This is a genomic window from Pseudoxanthomonas gei (assembly GCF_010119615.1).
In the GTDB taxonomy this organism is placed as follows: Bacteria; Pseudomonadota; Gammaproteobacteria; order Xanthomonadales; family Xanthomonadaceae; genus Pseudoxanthomonas_A; species Pseudoxanthomonas_A gei.
This window is the reverse complement of the sequence record NZ_QOVG01000005.1, coordinates 103,296-119,088: the sequence shown is the minus strand read 5'-3', so window position 1 is coordinate 119,088 and position 15,793 is coordinate 103,296. Positions and strand designations below refer to the sequence as shown.

The 15,793-nt window shown below is 67.6% G+C and carries 15 protein-coding genes; 5 read left to right on the top strand and 10 right to left on the bottom strand.

Annotated elements, in window-relative coordinates; genetic code table 11:
* Window positions 1–7: 7 nt before the first annotated feature.
* Genes DT603_RS08840 through DT603_RS08830 form a run of 3 tightly spaced genes read left to right on the top strand, consistent with a single transcriptional unit; the run spans window position 8 to window position 3,102 of the window.
* Window positions 8–766, top strand: a complete 759-nt coding sequence (locus DT603_RS08840) for a uroporphyrinogen-III synthase (RefSeq protein ID WP_162349517.1) — start codon at window positions 8–10, stop codon at window positions 764–766.
* 42 nt (window positions 767–808) lie between these two features.
* Window positions 809–1,840 carry a uroporphyrinogen-III C-methyltransferase gene (locus tag DT603_RS08835; RefSeq protein WP_343037741.1) on the top strand — a complete coding sequence of 344 codons (1,032 nt, stop codon included), beginning with the start codon at window positions 809–811 and terminating at the stop codon, window positions 1,838–1,840.
* Window positions 1,840–3,102: a heme biosynthesis protein HemY gene (locus tag DT603_RS08830; RefSeq protein WP_162349516.1), complete on the top strand. Its 1,263-nt coding sequence runs from the start codon at window positions 1,840–1,842 to the stop codon at window positions 3,100–3,102. The genes DT603_RS08835 and DT603_RS08830 overlap by 1 nt, the downstream gene beginning before the upstream one ends.
* 128 nt (window positions 3,103–3,230) lie before the next feature.
* Here the strand turns inward: DT603_RS08830 and DT603_RS08825 are convergent, their stop codons facing one another.
* From DT603_RS08825 to DT603_RS08815, 3 genes are all read right to left on the bottom strand, one after another.
* A complete protein-coding gene (locus tag DT603_RS08825) occupies window positions 3,231–4,184 on the bottom strand; it encodes a DUF4349 domain-containing protein (RefSeq protein ID WP_162349515.1) in 954 nt (317 codons plus the stop codon).
* A 104-nt stretch (window positions 4,185–4,288) separates the two neighbouring features.
* Entirely contained in the window at window positions 4,289–4,645 is a 357-nt protein-coding gene (locus tag DT603_RS08820) for a hypothetical protein (RefSeq protein ID WP_162349514.1), read from the bottom strand.
* Window positions 4,646–4,780: 135 nt separating this feature from the next.
* Complete coding sequence (locus DT603_RS08815; RefSeq protein ID WP_162349513.1) at window positions 4,781–6,061, bottom strand: acetyl-CoA C-acetyltransferase; 1,281 nt, start codon at window positions 6,059–6,061, stop codon at window positions 4,781–4,783.
* Between the two features lie 112 nt (window positions 6,062–6,173).
* On the opposite strand from DT603_RS08815, the gene DT603_RS08810 reads away from it, so the two are divergent.
* Window positions 6,174–7,061 carry a hypothetical protein gene (locus DT603_RS08810; protein ID WP_162349512.1) on the top strand — a complete coding sequence of 296 codons (888 nt, stop codon included), beginning with the start codon at window positions 6,174–6,176 and terminating at the stop codon, window positions 7,059–7,061.
* A 76-nt stretch (window positions 7,062–7,137) separates the two neighbouring features.
* On the opposite strand, the gene DT603_RS08805 is transcribed toward DT603_RS08810, so the two are convergent.
* From DT603_RS08805 to glnA, 6 genes are all read right to left on the bottom strand, one after another.
* Window positions 7,138–7,698 (bottom strand): superoxide dismutase family protein, encoded by a 561-nt coding sequence (locus tag DT603_RS08805; RefSeq protein WP_162349511.1) that lies wholly within the window; start codon window positions 7,696–7,698, stop codon window positions 7,138–7,140.
* 122 nt (window positions 7,699–7,820) lie between these two features.
* Window positions 7,821–9,272, bottom strand: coding sequence for a nitrogen regulation protein NR(I) (gene ntrC / locus DT603_RS08800; protein WP_162349510.1), 1,452 nt, complete (start codon window positions 9,270–9,272; stop codon window positions 7,821–7,823).
* The gene (locus tag DT603_RS08795) at window positions 9,262–10,374 is read right to left on the bottom strand and encodes a two-component system sensor histidine kinase NtrB (RefSeq protein ID WP_162349509.1); all 1,113 of its coding nucleotides are present in this window, start codon (window positions 10,372–10,374) and stop codon (window positions 9,262–9,264) included. The genes ntrC and DT603_RS08795 overlap by 11 nt, the downstream gene beginning before the upstream one ends.
* 35 nt (window positions 10,375–10,409) lie before the next feature.
* A complete protein-coding gene (locus DT603_RS08790; protein WP_162349508.1) occupies window positions 10,410–11,957 on the bottom strand; it encodes an ammonium transporter in 1,548 nt (515 codons plus the stop codon).
* Between the two features lie 19 nt (window positions 11,958–11,976).
* On the bottom strand, window positions 11,977–12,315 hold the full coding sequence (locus DT603_RS08785) for a P-II family nitrogen regulator (protein ID WP_162349507.1): 339 nt from the start codon (window positions 12,313–12,315) through the stop codon (window positions 11,977–11,979).
* A gap of 258 nt (window positions 12,316–12,573) precedes the next feature.
* Window positions 12,574–13,983, bottom strand: a complete 1,410-nt coding sequence (gene glnA / locus DT603_RS08780) for a type I glutamate--ammonia ligase (RefSeq protein ID WP_162349506.1) — start codon at window positions 13,981–13,983, stop codon at window positions 12,574–12,576.
* A 363-nt stretch (window positions 13,984–14,346) separates the two neighbouring features.
* Here glnA and DT603_RS08775 point away from each other — a divergent pair, with 363 nt between their 5' ends.
* On the top strand, window positions 14,347–15,153 hold the full coding sequence (locus DT603_RS08775; protein ID WP_162349505.1) for an undecaprenyl-diphosphate phosphatase: 807 nt from the start codon (window positions 14,347–14,349) through the stop codon (window positions 15,151–15,153).
* A 29-nt stretch (window positions 15,154–15,182) separates the two neighbouring features.
* Here DT603_RS08775 and DT603_RS08770 read toward each other — a convergent pair whose 3' ends face one another.
* Window positions 15,183–15,791 carry a YbhB/YbcL family Raf kinase inhibitor-like protein gene (locus DT603_RS08770; protein ID WP_162349504.1) on the bottom strand — a complete coding sequence of 203 codons (609 nt, stop codon included), beginning with the start codon at window positions 15,789–15,791 and terminating at the stop codon, window positions 15,183–15,185.
* Window positions 15,792–15,793 lie beyond the last annotated feature (2 nt).

Here is a 15,793-nt window from a genome sequence, read left to right as displayed (position 1 = left end):
TTCCCGCATGGCTTTCGCCGAACCGCCCGGATGGTACGTCATCTCATTGCGCCCCCAGGGCGGCCATGCCGCGCTGCGCCGTGCGGCAACCGCCCGTGGCGGTGGCCTGATCGCGTTGTCACCGTGGCGCCTTGTGTTCCGTGACGACGCGGCGACGGCAGCGGCACTGCGCGCGGCCCTGTCCGCGCCGCGCCTCATCTTCACCAGTCCCGCTGCCGTGCAGGCCGCCCATGCGCTGCAGCCGCTCACTGCCGGGCCGGGCCAGGACTGGATCGCAGTGGGTAGCGGAACCGCCGCGGCCCTGCGCAAGGCCGGCATCCAAGCGGTGGTTGCGCCTGCGCGGATGGACAGTGAAGGCCTGCTGTCGTTACCCGCGCTGGGCGATGTGGCAGGTCAGCAGGTGGGACTGGTCACCGCGCCGGAAGGCCGTGAGTTCCTGTCGCCCGCGCTGCGCCAGCGCGGTGCCGCGGTGCTGCGCGCCAACGTCTACGCGCGCGTGCCGGTGGCCCTGTCAGGCCCTGCGTTACGCCGGATCCGCGCGCTGGAGACGCCGGCCGCGCTGGCCCTCAGCAGCGGTGGCGCGCTCCAGCAGCTGTGCACGCAGGCGCCGGCCGATGTGCTGGAGCGCCTTCGCGGTTTGCCGGTGATTGCCGCCAGCGCAAGATTGCAGCAGCTGGCGCACGCGTCCGGTTTTGCTGAAGTGGAACTCGCCGAAGGGCCGCTGCCTGCGCAAATGATTGCCGCCGCTGCCCACCGCTTCCGTTAGCATTCGCACCGCAAGTGGCGGATTGTCGACAAGGACGCGGGTGTGACTGAAGAACCGATCCATTCCCCTTCCCCGCGAGGCCGCAGCCTGCTGGTGGTTTCACTGGGGGTGCTGTTGCTGGGCCTGCTGGCCTGGCGTGGCGGAATGATGTGGCGGGCCGGTGCGACCCGCGCGCAGGCCCATGTCGCCGAGACCGAACAACGCATCGCCGCACTGGAACAGCGCATTGAAGCGTTGCGCCGCGACCAGCGCGCGCAGACCCAGCGCATCGTGGACGCGGCGGCGACCAACCGGGTCTTGCGCGACGAGGTCCTGGGCCTGAGCCAGCGTGGCGCGCTGCTTGAAGACAGCGTATCCAAGCTGGCCGATCCGACCCGCCATGGCGCGCAGGCGCTGCGCATGGACGAGGTGGAGCTGTTGTTGAGCCAGGCCCAGCAACGCCTGGACATCGCCGATGACCTGGACGGCGCCCGCCGCGCCTACACGCTGGCCGACGGCGTCCTGCAGGGCATCGACGATCCCCGCCTGCTCAACCTGCGCCAGACCCTGGCCCAGGAGCGCCAGGTGCTGGACGCGCTGGGTGCAGGCCCGCATGCCGCGCTGGCGCTGCGGCTGGATCGTTTCGCCGGCCAGTTGCGGGCACTGCCGACCCGGCCGCCGGTGGACACGGCCGCCCAACCTGTGTGGCAGCGCCTGCTGTCGCCACTGGTGGAGGTGCGCAGGACCGGCGGCAATACGATCGTGGCGCCAGACCAGCGCAGCACGGGGGAAGCGGCCCTGCAGATCGAGCTGGGGCTGGCCCGCGCGGCGCTGGAACGTGACGACTCGGCGGCGTTCCGTGCGTCGCTCGCGCGGGTCGATGCGTGGCTGCTGCGCCTGTGGCCCGAATCGCCGGCCTTGCGCCAGCGTCGCAACGAACTGAAGCTGCTGCGCGAGGCCGAACTGCGGCCTGCGCTGCCGGAACTGGGCAGCACGCTGAAGCAACTGCGGCAATGGCGCGGCTCGGGCGCCGCCATTGACGTTCCACCGCCTGTCGCCAGCAATGCGGCGACGCCTAGGATCAGGACCGAATGATGAAACCCCTGCGTACCGTGATCGTGTTGCTGTTGCTGGTGCTTGCCGGCGTGGTGGGCGCGCAATGGCTGGCACATGACCGCGCGCGCGACCTCGGCGAGGTCTTCATCCGCGCCGGTGGCTACGATTTCAGCGCCACCTTGCCCGGCGCCCTGCTTGCGCTGGCGGCGGCCTCGCTGCTGCTGTGGCTGGCGTGGAAGCTGTTGACGCTGCCGTTCCGCGCCTGGGGGCGCTACCGCCGCAAGCAGTCCAGGGCGCGCCTGACCGAAGGCCTGGAAGCCCTGCACGCCGGGCACTGGCAGCGCGCCGAAAAACTGCTGCAGCTGGCCGCCGATGACCACGAAGTGGGCACCATCGCCCGCACTGCCGCCGTCCGCGCCGCCGATGCCCGTGGTGACGATGCGGCGGTGCAGGCCCACCTGGCTGCGCTGGCCGAACGCAACGCCACTGCGCACGCGCTTGCCCTGGCCGACCGCGCCCTGCTGCACGACAACCCCCAGCAGGCACTGGCCGCGCTGGACGCGCCTGCCGTGCAGCCGCTTCCGCCGCGCGGCTTGCTGCTGCGGGCGCGGGCCCTGGCCGGGCTCGGGCGTGCAGCCGAGGCCTACGGCATGCTCGGCGCCATCCGGCAACAGCAGGGATTGTCGGCGCCGCAGCATTCCGCATTGGAAGCACAACTGGCCGCGCAGTCCATTGGCGAAGCCGGCGACCCCAATGTGCTGGCCGAACGCTGGGAAACCCTGCCCAAGCCGCTGCGTGCCAATGCCACTATCGTGGCGGCCTATGCCGAACGCGCCGTCTCCCTGCGCTGGGATGATGCGGCGACGCAAAGCCTGGAGCAGGCGATCGATGCCAGCTGGGACGAATCCCTGGTCGCGCTGTATGGCCGTCTTCCGGTCGGCAAGGTCGATGCACGCCGTGCCACCGCGCAGCGCTGGCTGCAGGCCCATCCGGCCAGTCCCACGCTGCTGGTGACGCTGGCACAGCTCGCGCGTCTGCAGGGGCAGTGGCCGCAGGCGCAGGAATTCCTGCATCGCGCCCTGGCCCAGGGTGCCAGCGCCGATGCCTGGGAAGAACTGGGCCACGGCTTCGCCGCCGCCGGCCAGGACGAACTCTCGCGGCGCAGCTATGCCAATGCATTGAACGCCCGGCGCGGCCAAGCCACGCTGGAGCTGCCGGGACGGGACCTGAGGCAGAAGATTTTCGACGAGGCGGTGGTCGAGGAACGCGACGAACACGGCATGCCGCGTCTGCGGGAATGATGCGGCCGGCCAGGCGGCGCGATGACCACACACGCCGCCCGTGACCACCAACTGACCGGCTGAGGCATTTGCCCAGGCGGACCCGGGCGCATTCAAAATCGTTGATGCTGTTGCTGCGCTGACCGCAGTCAGCGCTTGCGCAGACGCCTGACGACCACGATCACCACCGCGAGCAGCAGCCACAGCGGCCACAGTTTCACCAGCTCCAGGCAGATCTCCAGCACCCCGTACCAGCCGGCGCCGAGCGACTTGCCGAGCCGGGTGAAGAAGCCTGGACTGTTCTGCCGCACCGCCGCTTCCATGTCGGCCATTTCGGTGCGCCGCAGTTTGGGCAGCTGGTACAGCGACAGATCCAGCGTGGCGAAGGCCACGCGGTCCTCGAACTCCTTCTGCGCGATCAGGGCTTCGTCGCGGCCGGCGCGCGCATCTACGCGCGAGGAGATGACCGCGGCCTTCTGGCCCAGCTTGCCGCCTTCCTCACTTGCGTCGCCCAGCTCCTGCTGCGCCTGCTGGTTGCGCTGGTAGGCCAGCTGCTCGCGCAGCAGCGCGAACTGCGCATCGGCGGCGGCAAAACTGCGTTTGTCCAGGAATTCCATCTGCCCGATGATCGAGCGCAGGAACGCCTGGGTCTTGTCGCTGGGTACGCGCACGCTCAGGTTGCCGTGCACCGTGTATTCGGCCAGCTCGACCAGCACGCCATTGCCGAGCGGACGCCGCCGGGTGTCGGTGATCTCGGCGGCGACTTCATTGCTGACCACGAAGCCGCCCTGCGCGGCCACCGCATCCTCGATGGCCAGGGTGGACTGGTAGACATCCTTGACCCGGAACCTGGCCTGCGCGGTGCGGATGAACCTGCGCTGCGGGTCGGTGTAGGTCGCCGCGCTCGAGGTGATCTGCGAGGGCGAAGTCGTCGTCGCGTCCGCGTCCGCGGGCGCTGCCGGGGCCGCAGCGGCGGCGAGCTCGCGCTCCCGTGCCGGTTCGGACATCGCCGACTCGGCGGCAGGTTCGCTTCTGGAGCAGGCGGCCAGGGCAATGATCAACACCAGGCAGCAAGCCGTGCGCAACGGCGTCTTGTAGGTCATGCGGGTTCCTTGAAGGCGAAGGCGATCCACGCGGACCGTGGCGGTAACCAACGCGCCGATGGCCACGACGGGGTCAGCCAGGGCAAGCGAGCCCCGGCATCCGGTCAATCCACGCAGCGTGCCGGCTGGGCCACGCCGCCGATCACCTCGGCCGAGCAACCACAGGGATCACTGTCGGCCTCGCACACGCCGGTCGACTTGCCGGCGGCCGGGGCGGGGAGTTCGTTTTCACGATCCACCACGCAGCGGCCCTGGCACTGGCTGCTGTCGCTGCAGGTGCGGCCTGCATCGGCGTAGGCAAGCACGCAGGTCGGCGTGCCGCGACGGCAGACCGGGCGGATCTGGCCGCCTTTATTTGCGCACTGCGCGGCATCCGGCAGCACCGCCGCAGCGGGTACCGGAGCGGTGGCCGGCGTTGGCGATGCACAGCCGCCCACCCCCAGCAACAGGGCCAGGAACATGCCAGCGCCCATTCGGCCTGCGCGTTTGCGGCCTGCGGTCATCCGCCGTGTCGTCATTCGCATGTCAGCTCTCCCTTGCAGTCACACGAGTGACCGGTGCTTTTGCCGGCAGCCGATCGGCTGCCGGAGAACGCTTCAACGTTCGACGATCGCCACCACACCCATGCCGCCGGCGGTGCAGATGGACACCAGCGCGCGGCCGCCGCCACGCTGCTTCAGTTCCTTGGCCACGGTGGCGATGATGCGGGCGCCGGTGGCGGCGAAGGGATGGCCGGTGGCCAGCGAGGAGCCGTTCGGATTCATCTTGGCCGGATCGATGCGGCCCATCGGCGCGTCCAGGCCAAGGCGGTTCCTGCAGTACTCCTCGCTCTCCCACGCACGCAGCGTGCATAGCACCTGCGCGGCGAAGGCTTCATGGATTTCGTAGATGTCGAAATCCTGCAGGCTCAGGTTATGACGCTTGAGCATTTCCGGCACCGCCACGGTCGGGGCCATCAGCAGGCCCTCGCCATGCACGAAGTCGACGGCCGAGACCTGCGCATCGCGCAGGTAGGCCAGCGGCTCATGGCCGTGGGCGCGGGCCCATTCGTCCGAGGCCAGCAGCACCGCCGCGGCGCCGTCGGTGAGTGGCGTCGAGTTGGCGGCCGTCAGCGTGCCACGCCCGGAAGTCTTGTCGAAGGCCGGCTTCAGGGTCGCCAGCTTTTCCAGCGAGGTGTCGGCGCGCAGGACGTTGTCGCGTTCCAGGCCACGGAACGGCGCGATGAGATCCTCGAAGAAACCGCGCTCGTAGGCAGCGGCCAGCTTGTGGTGCGAAGCCACCGCGAGCTCATCCTGCGAATCGCGGGAGATGCTCCACTGCTTGGCCATGTCCTCGCAATGGTCGCCCATGCTCTTGCCGGTGCGCGGCTCGGCCACGCCGGGAAACTCGGGCTTGAATTCGCCGAAACGGAACCCGTTCACCAGGGCCTTGACCTTGTCGCCGGTGGCCTTGGCCCGGTTGGCGGCCAGCAGGCGCGCGCGCAACTTCTTGCCGTAGACGATCGGCACTTCGGAAGTGGTATCGGAACCGCCGCCGATGCCCGAGTCGATCTGGCCCAGCGCGATCTTGTTGCCGATGGTGATGATGGAATCCAGGCTGGTGCCGCAGGCGCGCTGCAGGGTGATGCCCGGGGTCAGCGGTGACAGGCCTGAGGAAAGCGCGGCCTCGCGACCCAGGTTCCAGTCACTGGAATGCTTGATCACCGCACCCATCGCCACTTCACCGAGTTGCTGGCCGTGCAGGCCGAAGCGTTCGACCAGGGCACCCAGCGTGCGCACCGACATGCCCAGGTTGCCGACATCCGCGTAGGCCGTGTTCTGGCGGCAGAAGGGAATGCGTACGCCGCCAAGGATGGCGACGGGACGGGGTGCTGGCATTGGAACCTCGCAGACTTGAGCAGGGCGGAGTAAAGACACGATGAGCGTCCCGCAACATGCGGCGGGCATAATGCGAAAGTGTAATGCCGCCATGGCACCGGGCCAACCTGAGATGACGCAATCCGACTTTGGTGTTCATTTGATGGGCGTGCTGGCGCTGGAGCTTGCGGGCGGTAGCGTTCCGGCCGCGGCGGCATTGCCGCAGGCGCAGGCCGGGCATCTGGCCGAATTGCTGGCGCGCGACCTCGGCAAGCTGGTACCTGGCGCCATGGCGCTTGAACTGAGTTTCGCCGCCGCGCATTTCGATCCCGCCGAAGTGTTGCGCCCCGGTTGGCCCTTGCACCGACGCCTGGATGAATTGCGTCGGCGCGCGCCTGGGCACCAGCAAGGGCCACGCGTCATCGCCTTCGGTGCCGACAACCACGGGCAGGTGCCGCTGCCGCTGGTCGCCGACCCATCGCTGCACGGCGGGCACATGCGCGTGCTGCCCTTCCTGCTCAGCGGGGCCGCCGAAACCGTGCAGGCGCTGGAAGAAAGTTTCGAGGAGGTGCTGCTGGATCGCGGCATGGCCGCGGCCGATACCGCGCTGCTGGCGCAGCAGGCCTTCGGCGCCCAGGTTGAACATGCCCGTTACCTCACCCTCCATGACCTGGCCGCGATCATGGCCATGCAGTACCAGAACCAGGGCCTGCAGCTCCTGTGGCCGGTGATTGAAACCGCGTTGCTGGCGCCGGACGACGAGGAATGGCTGGACCAGGCTCCCGAGCCACTGTTGCGCTATGCCCAGGGCGGGGTGCAGATCGCGCTGCTGGATCCGGCTGCCTGGCAGCAGCGCCATGCCGGCACCCTGCCCACGGACGTCGAACAGTTGCAGCGTGCCTACGAGTATTTCCAGGCCCGCCAACGCCAGATCGCCGCGGTGCTGGAAGCCCATGGCATTCCGGTGACTTTTGCGTATTGCCCCGACCACCAACAGGCGCGCGCAACCCTCGCGAGTTGAAGTAGAAGGATCCTGCCCGCGATGCCGTCGTGTTCCGACGTGACCTCGCGGGCAAAGTCCGCTTCTGCAGGCGCTGCTACTGGGTGACGCTGATCACGCCACAGGCCACGCGCGCGCCGGCGTTGCCGGCCGGCTGGCTGCTGTAGTCGTCGGGCGCCGCGTGCACCACCAGGGCGCGCCCGGCGATGTCGTTGGCCGCGCCGCCGCCCAGGGTTACTCCGCTCAGATGCACGTTCAAGTTGACCACGCCTTCCGCGTTGGCGACCACGTTGTCCATGTCTCCGGCATGGTGGGTGCCTGATTCGGCCTTGCCATGGGCACTGGCAAATGGATTGAAGTGCGCGCCCGCACTGCTGGCGTCGGCCGCGCTGCAATCGCCCTTCTCGTGCACGTGGAACCCGTGGGTGCTGTTGGGCGGCAGGCCACCGACGACGCCGGTGAGGTGCACGCCACCGGCCATGGGCATCACCGTGACCTTGCCGCTGACCAGGCTGCCCGAGGCCGGGGCCAGTTTCACTACAGCCTGCCTGGCGGTGCTCACCCCGGCGGACGCAGGGTGGGCGGGCTTGGTCGGGGTGGACGACGAACAGGCAGCCAGGAATACAGCCGTGGCCGCAGCCATCAGGGCGATACGCATTGGGTCTTCTCCGGGGGGAAACAGGGGCACCGACCGTAAACGCCGCCGCGTTTACCGGCAATGAAACAGGACGACGCCATGCGGCCACGCGGCAGGCAGCCGCCGATCGCGGCAACCGAAGCTCAGCGTCGCTTGCGGCCCGGGCCCAGTTTGCGGGTCACGGTATTGCGCCCTACCCCCAGCTTGCTGGCGGCTTCTGCACGGCGGCCATGGGTGAACTCCAACGCGACTTCCAGCAGGGTGCGGTCGAAACGTTCACGGGCCTCGGCGTGCAGGCCTTCGGCGCCCTCGGCCAGGCGCGTCTGTGCCCAGGCGGCCAGTGCCTGGTCCCAGCCCAGCGGTTGCGAAGCCGGCGTGGTGGTGCTGGACAGTGCGCCCTGCAGGTCGAATGCGGTGATGGTCTCGCCGGGCGCCAACGCCGCCACGCGCCAGCACACGTTTTCCAGTTCGCGCACGTTGCCGGGCCAGTCGTGCGCGCGCAGTGCCTCCAGTGCCGGCGTGGCGAAGCGCTTGGCCGGCGCGCCCAGCTTGCGCGAGGCGATGGCGAGGAAATTCTCGGCCAGTTGGGCCACGTCGCCACGCCGTTCGCGCAGCGGCGGCAATTGCAGCCGGACCACGTCCAGGCGATGCAGCAGGTCGGCGCGGAAACGGCCCTCGGTGACCAGCGCCTCCAGGTTCTGATGGGTGGCGGCAATGACGCGCACGTCGACCCGGATCAGCTCACGCCCGCCGACGCGGAAGAACTCGCCCTCGGCCAGCACCCGCAACAGTCGCGTCTGCAGCGGCAACGGCATGTCGCCGATCTCGTCCAGGAACAAGGTGCCGCCATCGGCCTGCTCGAAGCGGCCGATGTGGCGCCGCTGGGCGCCGGTGAAGGCGCCGGCTTCATGGCCGAACAGTTCGCTTTCCAGCAGTTCGGCCGGGATGGCCGCGGTGTTGAGCGCGATGAACGGCTTGCGCGCGCGTGGCGATTCGCGGTGCAGCGCATGGGCCACCAGTTCCTTGCCGGTGCCGGTCTCGCCGGTCACGAGCACCGACAGCGGCGCCTGCGCCAACCGGCCGATGGCCCGGAACAGCGCGCGCATGGCAGGGGTGCCGCCTATCAGCTCGGCGCTGCCGGCGCTGGAATCGGGCAACGACAGGGCCACTTCGGCCGGGTCGGTGGCGGCCACGTCCGGCAGCGTGCGCGCGGCCAGCGCGATGGCGTCGTCCAGGTCGAAAGGCTTGGACAGGAACTCATGCGCGCCGCCGCGGAATGCGCCCGCGGTACTGGCTACGTCCGTGTAGGCGGACATCACGATCACCGGCAACTGCGGATGGGCGAGCTTGAGCTTGTCCAGCAGCACCAGGCCATCGTCGCCGGGCATGCGCACATCGGTGAACAGCAAGTCGGGAGCGCCGCGCGAATCCAGCGCCTGCAGCGCCGATGCCGCGCTGTCGAAGCCATCGACCGCATAGCCGGCATCGCGCAACGCGGTCGCCAGCACGAAACGCACCGAACGGTCATCGTCGACCACCCAGATGCGCTGCGCATCGACCGGCGCGGGCGCGAAAGAAGCCGGATCAATGGACATGGCGCTGCTCCTCAGGGCGCTGCGTTTCGGCGCGCGGGTCCTCGGGGCGTTGTTCCTCGGCCTGCGGCAGCAACAGGGTGAACACGGTATGGCCCGGTCGCGAGCGGTAGGTGAGCGAGCCGCGATGCTCGCGCGCGACCTGCTGGGCCAGCGCCAGCCCCAGCCCGCTGCCCTCGGCGCGGCCGCTGACCAGCGGCAGGAACAGGTGCTCGGCCAGTTCCTCCGGTACGCCCTTGCCGTCGTCGATGATCTCCACCCGCACCGCCATGGCATGGGCATGGTCGTGGATGCGCACGCCGTGTTCGACCCGGGTGCGCAGGGTCACGCTGGCGGCGCCGGCCTGGATGGCATTGCGCACCAGGTTCCATACGGCCTGGGTCAGGCGATCGGCGTCGCCGGGGAACTCGGGCAGGCTGGGGTCGTAGTCGCGTTGCAGGCGCACCGACCAGCCACCTTCGGTTTCGGCCAGGCGCAGTACGCGCTCCAGCACCACGTGGATGTTGAGTGCGGTATGCGGGCGTTGCGGCGAAGGGGAAAGCAGTTGCTCGAGCAGGCCGTTGAGGCGCTCGATCTCCGACTCCATCAGTCCGATGAGTTCGCGTTCGTCGTCGTTGTCGTCGCGGTGCAGTGCGCGCCGCGCCAGCAATTGCGCCGCGCCCTTCAGGCCAGCGAGCGGATTGCGGAGTTCGTGGGCCAGCCCCTTGAGGGCCGCGCCGAGTGCGCTGGGCAGGACCTGGGCCGGGTCCAGCGCGGGGAATTCATCCAGCGGGTGCGCTTCCAGCAACCAGCCGCCGCCGTCCAGCCGTGACAGCCAGCCTTCGGCAAAGCGTTGCGTTTCGCCGGGCAGGCCCAGCGTCATGCGCTGCAACCGCAGGACATCGCGGTCGGTGTTGTGGAGAAATCGCCCCATGGCATCGCCATCCATTTCCAATGCCGCCAGGGATTGCCCCTGCAGGCGTCGTGCGCTCACACCCATCCAGCGCGCAAAGGCAGGGTTGACGCCGAGCAGCTTGCCGCCGGCGTCCGCCCAGGCCACCGCCGTGCTCAGCACGTCGATGGCCGGTTCGTCGTTAATCACGGTCTTGGCAGCGAAGGGCGGCATTGCACCAGTTTAGTGCAAAGCCGCCCATGGGTCGCTCAGGCCTCGTAGGCCGCTTCGCCATGCGAGGTGATGTCCAGCCCGGCGCGCTCCGCCTCTTCGCTGACTCGCAGGCCGACCGTGTATTTGACGATCAGGAAGGCGACCAGCGCCACGATGCCCGACAGCAGGATCGTGGTCAGCACGCCTTGTGCCTGGATCCACACCTGGCTGCCGATGCTGTATTCGGGCAGCGCGGTCTCGGTCACGTAGTCCCAGATGCCCGCCCCGCCCAGTGAAGGCGCGGCGAACACGCCGGTCAGCAGGGCCCCGGTGATGCCACCGACGCCATGCACGCCGAACACATCCAGGCTGTCGTCGGCACCGAGCAGCTTCTTCAGGCCGGTCACGCCCCACAGGCAGAGCACGCCGGCAATCGCGCCGATGGCCAGGGCCCCGTTGAGGCCGACGAAGCCGGCCGCCGGCGTGATGGCGACCAGGCCGGCCACCGCACCCGACGCCGCGCCGAGCAGCGAAGGCTTGCCCTTGGTCATCCATTCCACCGTGGTCCAGGCCACCACCGCCGCGGCCGTCGCCAGGAAGGTGTTGACGAAGGCGATCGCGGCCACCCCGCCGGCCTCGAGCGCGGATCCGGCGTTGAAGCCGAACCAGCCGAACCAGAGGATGGACGCGCCGATCATGGTCAGGGTCAGGTTGTGCGGCTTGATCGCCTCGCGCCCGTAACCGGTGCGCTTGCCAATCACATACGCGCCCACCAGGCCGGCCACCGCCGCATTGATGTGGACGACGGTGCCACCGGCAAAATCCAGGGCGCCCTTGGCGAACAGGAATCCGGACTTGGCCAGCACGCCGGCTACCACCTCGTTGCCGGTGAATGCATCCGGGCCGGGGAAGAACCAGACCATGTGCGCCATCGGCAGGTAGGCGAAGGTGAACCAGAGCACGGTGAACAGCAGCACGCCGGCGAACTTCACCCGTTCGGCGAACGCGCCGACGATAAGCGCGCAGGTGATGCAGGCAAACGCGCCCTGGAACACGAAGAACGCCAGTTCCGGGATGTACACGCCCTTGGTGAAGGTCGCGCCGATCGACGTGGCGTCCAGCCCCTTGGCGAACAGGCGGTCCCAGCCACCGATGAACTGGCTGCCTTCGGTGAACGCCAGGCTGTAGCCATACAGCGCCCACAGCACGGCGATCAGCGAAAACACGGCCAGGTTCTGGACGAGGATCGAGAGTACGTTCTTCGAACGCACCAGTCCGCCGTAGAACAGTGCAAGGCCGGGCAGGGTCATGAAGATGACCAGCGCCGCCGACATCAACACCCATACGGTGTCCGGCTTGCTGATCGAGGGAGCGGGTGCTGCGGCGGCGGCTTCGTCCACAGCCGGTGCCGGTGCGTCGGCCACGGCGGGCGTGCTTGCCGTGGGGGCGGCTGCCGGATCAGCCGGTGCAGCGACGGTTTCTGTAGCCGGTGCAGCCGTTTCCTGCGCCATGGCGCTGAAACCGCTACCCAACGCCACGCAGCACAACGCCGCGAGGCCGATTACTTGCAGCCGGGTTTTCCACCCGGAGAGACGAGTCTTCATATGGGGGCTCCGAGTGGGGTTAGAGTGCGTCCGCGCCGACTTCGCCGGTGCGTATGCGGATGACCTGTTCGACCGCGGTGACGAAGATCTTGCCGTCGCCGATCTTGCCGGTGCCCGCCGCCTGCTGGATGGCCTCGATCACCGCTTCCAGGCGCTCGTCGGTGACTACGGTCTCGATCTTGATCTTGGGCAGGAAATCGACGACGTACTCGGCGCCGCGATACAACTCGGTATGGCCCTTCTGCCGCCCGAAGCCCTTGACTTCGGTGACGGTGATGCCGGACACGCCCGCTTGCGACAAGGATTCTCGAACCTCGTCAAGCTTGAACGGCCGGATGATTGCGGTGATCAGTTTCATGCGCATTCCCCGTGAGTGGATGTAACCGGCCGTGCAAAGCGACCGGGGGTTTCGTACACAAAACAGAAACCGCATTCGACGTGGGAGAGGGAGCTGCGGTTTGCTGTTCTTGCTTCTCTGCAGTGGTGGAAGGTATTGCGGTGGATCGGGTGGAATGAAAACGCGGCGATAGCGACGGGTGGGAGGGGTATTCCGTCGCTATCACCGCTACAACGCTTGCCCCTGCCCTTCGCTGCGCGAGTGGGAGGGAGCCCTGACTCAGATGCCGTAGTACAGCTGGTATTCCAGCGGATGGGTCGCGGCGCGGAACTTGGTGACTTCCTGCATCTTCAGTGCGATGTAGCTGTCGATGAAGTCGTCGCTCATCACCCCGCCGGCCTTGAGGAACTCGCGGTCCGCGTCCAGCGCATCCAGCGCCTGGTCCAGGCTGGAGCAGACCTGCGGGATGTTCTTCTCTTCTTCCGGCGGCAGGTCGTACAGGTCCTTGTCGCTGGGCGCGCCCGGGTCGATCTGGTTCTTGATGCCGTCCAGGCCGGCCATCATCAGCGCGGTGAAGGTCAGGTAGCCGGACTGGGTCGGGTCGGGGAAACGCATTTCGATGCGGCGCGCCTTCGGGTTGGACACCCACGGAATGCGGCACGACGCCGAGCGGTTGCTGGCCGAATAGGCCAGCATCACCGGCGCCTCGAAACCCGGGACCAGGCGCTTGTAGCTGTTGGTGCCGGCATTGGCGAAGGCATTGATGGCGCGCGCATGCTTGAAGATGCCGCCGATGTACCACAGCGCCAGCTGCGACAGGCCGCCATAGCCGTCACCGGTGAACAGGTTGACGCCGCCCTTGGCCAGCGACTGGTGCACGTGCATGCCGCTGCCGTTGTCGCCGACGATGGGCTTGGGCATGAAGGTGGCGGTCTTGCCGTTGCGGTGGGCGACGTTCTTGATGATGTACTTCATGGTCATCAGCTCGTCGGCCTTCTTCACCAGCGAGTTGAACTTGGTGCCGATCTCGCACTGGCCCGCGTTGGCCACTTCGTGGTGGTGCACCTCGACTTCGATGCCCGCCTGCTCCAAGGTCTTGCACATCTCCGAACGGATGTCGTGCAGGGTGTCCGCCGGGGCCACGGGGAAATAGCCGCCCTTCACGCCGGGACGGTAGCCGGTGTTGCCGCCTTCGTACTTGGTGCCGGTGCTCCAGGCCGCTTCCTCGGACTCGATCTTGAAGAAGGTATTGCCCATGTCGTTGGCGTAGCGCACCGAATCGAAGATGAAGAATTCCGGCTCCGGGCCGAAGAACGCCTGCTCGGCGATGCCGCTGGACTTGAGGAAGGCCTCGGCGCGCTTGGCGATGCCGCGCGGGCAGCGCGAGTAGCCCTGCATGGTGGCCGGCTCCAGGATGTCGCAGGTCAGGTTGAGGGTGGGATCGGCGGTAAAGGGATCGAGTACGGCGGTGCTGGGATCGGGCAGCAGGACCATGTCGGATTCGTTGATGCCCTTCCAGCCGGCGATCGAGCTGCCATCGAACATGCGTCCTTCCTCGAACAGCGCCTCGTCGACGATGTGGGCCGGGAAGGTGACGTGGTGCTGTACGCCACGAGGATCAGTGAAACGCAGGTCCACGAACTCGACCTTGTTGTCCTTGATCAGCTTTTCGACTTTTTCCACGGACATGTTGTGCAACCTCGGTTCGGAATTGAGTGGGTTAGCCATTGCAAGGCGCGTGCCAAGCTCGAATTCAGGCTAAGTGTATGATTTATATGGCTCATACGGGCACCGCGCGGCATGATTTGCACTTCAATGGGGATCCATCTCAGTGGTGCGCACCTTATTGGTGCGTGAGGAAATCCACTATTCTTGTGGGCGCGTGCCAATCAGGGCGCACCAGACCACTGGTCATGCCGGGGAAATCCCAGATCCATTTCTACTCGCCTGCAGCCATCCGCTGGGGGAAGCAGGTCAATTGGATCAGGATTCGCCTGGAGACCTTCCTTCGCGCGGATGCAGGCAACTGCAGCCAAGGCCACCAGACTCCCCATGATCGACCTGTTCAAAGCCCTGCTCCTCGGCATCATCGAAGGCATCACCGAATTCCTGCCCATTTCCAGCACCGGCCATCTGCTGATTGCCGAACGCTGGCTGGGCCATCGCAGCGACCTGTTCAACATCGGCATCCAGGCCGGCGCCATCCTCGCGGTCGTGTTCATCTACCGGCAGCGGCTCTGGGACCTGCTGGCCGGTTTCGGCAAGCCGTCCAACCGCGACTACGCGCTCAAGCTGGGCGTCGCCTTCGGCATTACCGCGGTGCTGGGCGTGCTGGTGAAGAAGCTGGGCTTCGAGCTGCCGGACCAGGTGACACCCATCGCCTGGGCCCTGATCCTGGGCGGCGTGTGGATGGTGGTGGCCGAATACTTCGCCGGCAAACGCGCGCAGGCGCTGGGCGAACGCAGCGACATCAGCTGGACCGTGGCGGTACTGGTCGGCGTTGCCCAGGTGGTGGCCGGCGTGTTCCCGGGCACCTCACGTTCGGCCGCAACCATCTTCGTGGCCCTGCTGGCAGGCACCACCAATCGCGCCGCGGCGACTGAATTCGCGTTCCTGGTGGGCATTCCCACCATGTTCGCGGCGACCGCCTACGAGTTGCTGGACGTGGTGAAGTCCGGTCAGGCCGTGCATGAAGACTGGGCCGCGTTTTCAGTGGCCTTCATCGCCTCGGCGATTACCGCCTTCATCGCGGTGAAATGGCTGTTGAATTACATCCAGAGCCATCGCTTCACCGCCTTCGCCATCTATCGCGTGGCGGTGGGCGTGGCCTTGCTGCTGCTGGTGCCTGCCGGGAGCTGAGGCTTCCGGCCCTGCAGCGTGTTGTCGCCTCAGAGGTTGGCGTTCAACGTATAGGTGCCATGCACGACCGCCTCGCCCAGCACATGCGCGTGCATGGCGCGCAACACCTGGGCCGCGGTGAACTTGCCGGACACGTCGAGCCTTTCCACATCCAGCGCGAACAGCCGGAAGAAGTAGCGGTGCATGTGCAGGTCGTTGAACGGCGGGTATGGACCGTCGTAGCCGAAGTAGTCCCCGCCCATGTCGGCATCGCCGGCAAACCAGCCGGTGTAGTCATTCAGGCCCTGGCGCGCGCCGTCAGGGCCCGGCGGGGTTTGCTTGCCCCGGGCGCTGATCCCGTCGCTGCAACTGCCCGCCTCGATGACCCGCGTCGCGGCCGGGATGTCGACCATCACCCAGTGGATGAAATCGCCACGCGGCTGTTCCACCGGGATCTGCAGGTCGCTGCGGCCCACGGTTTCGGGCACGGTCGGGGCGTCGGGATCGATGCACAGCAGGACAAACGAACGGGTCCCGGCCGGCACCTCATCCCAGGCCAGGTGCGGATTGCGATTGCCACCGAAACCCTCGACCCGGCCCATGGCGAAGTCGGCCGGAATGGGCTGGGCGTTCTGGAAACTTTCGCTGTGAAGGCGCATGG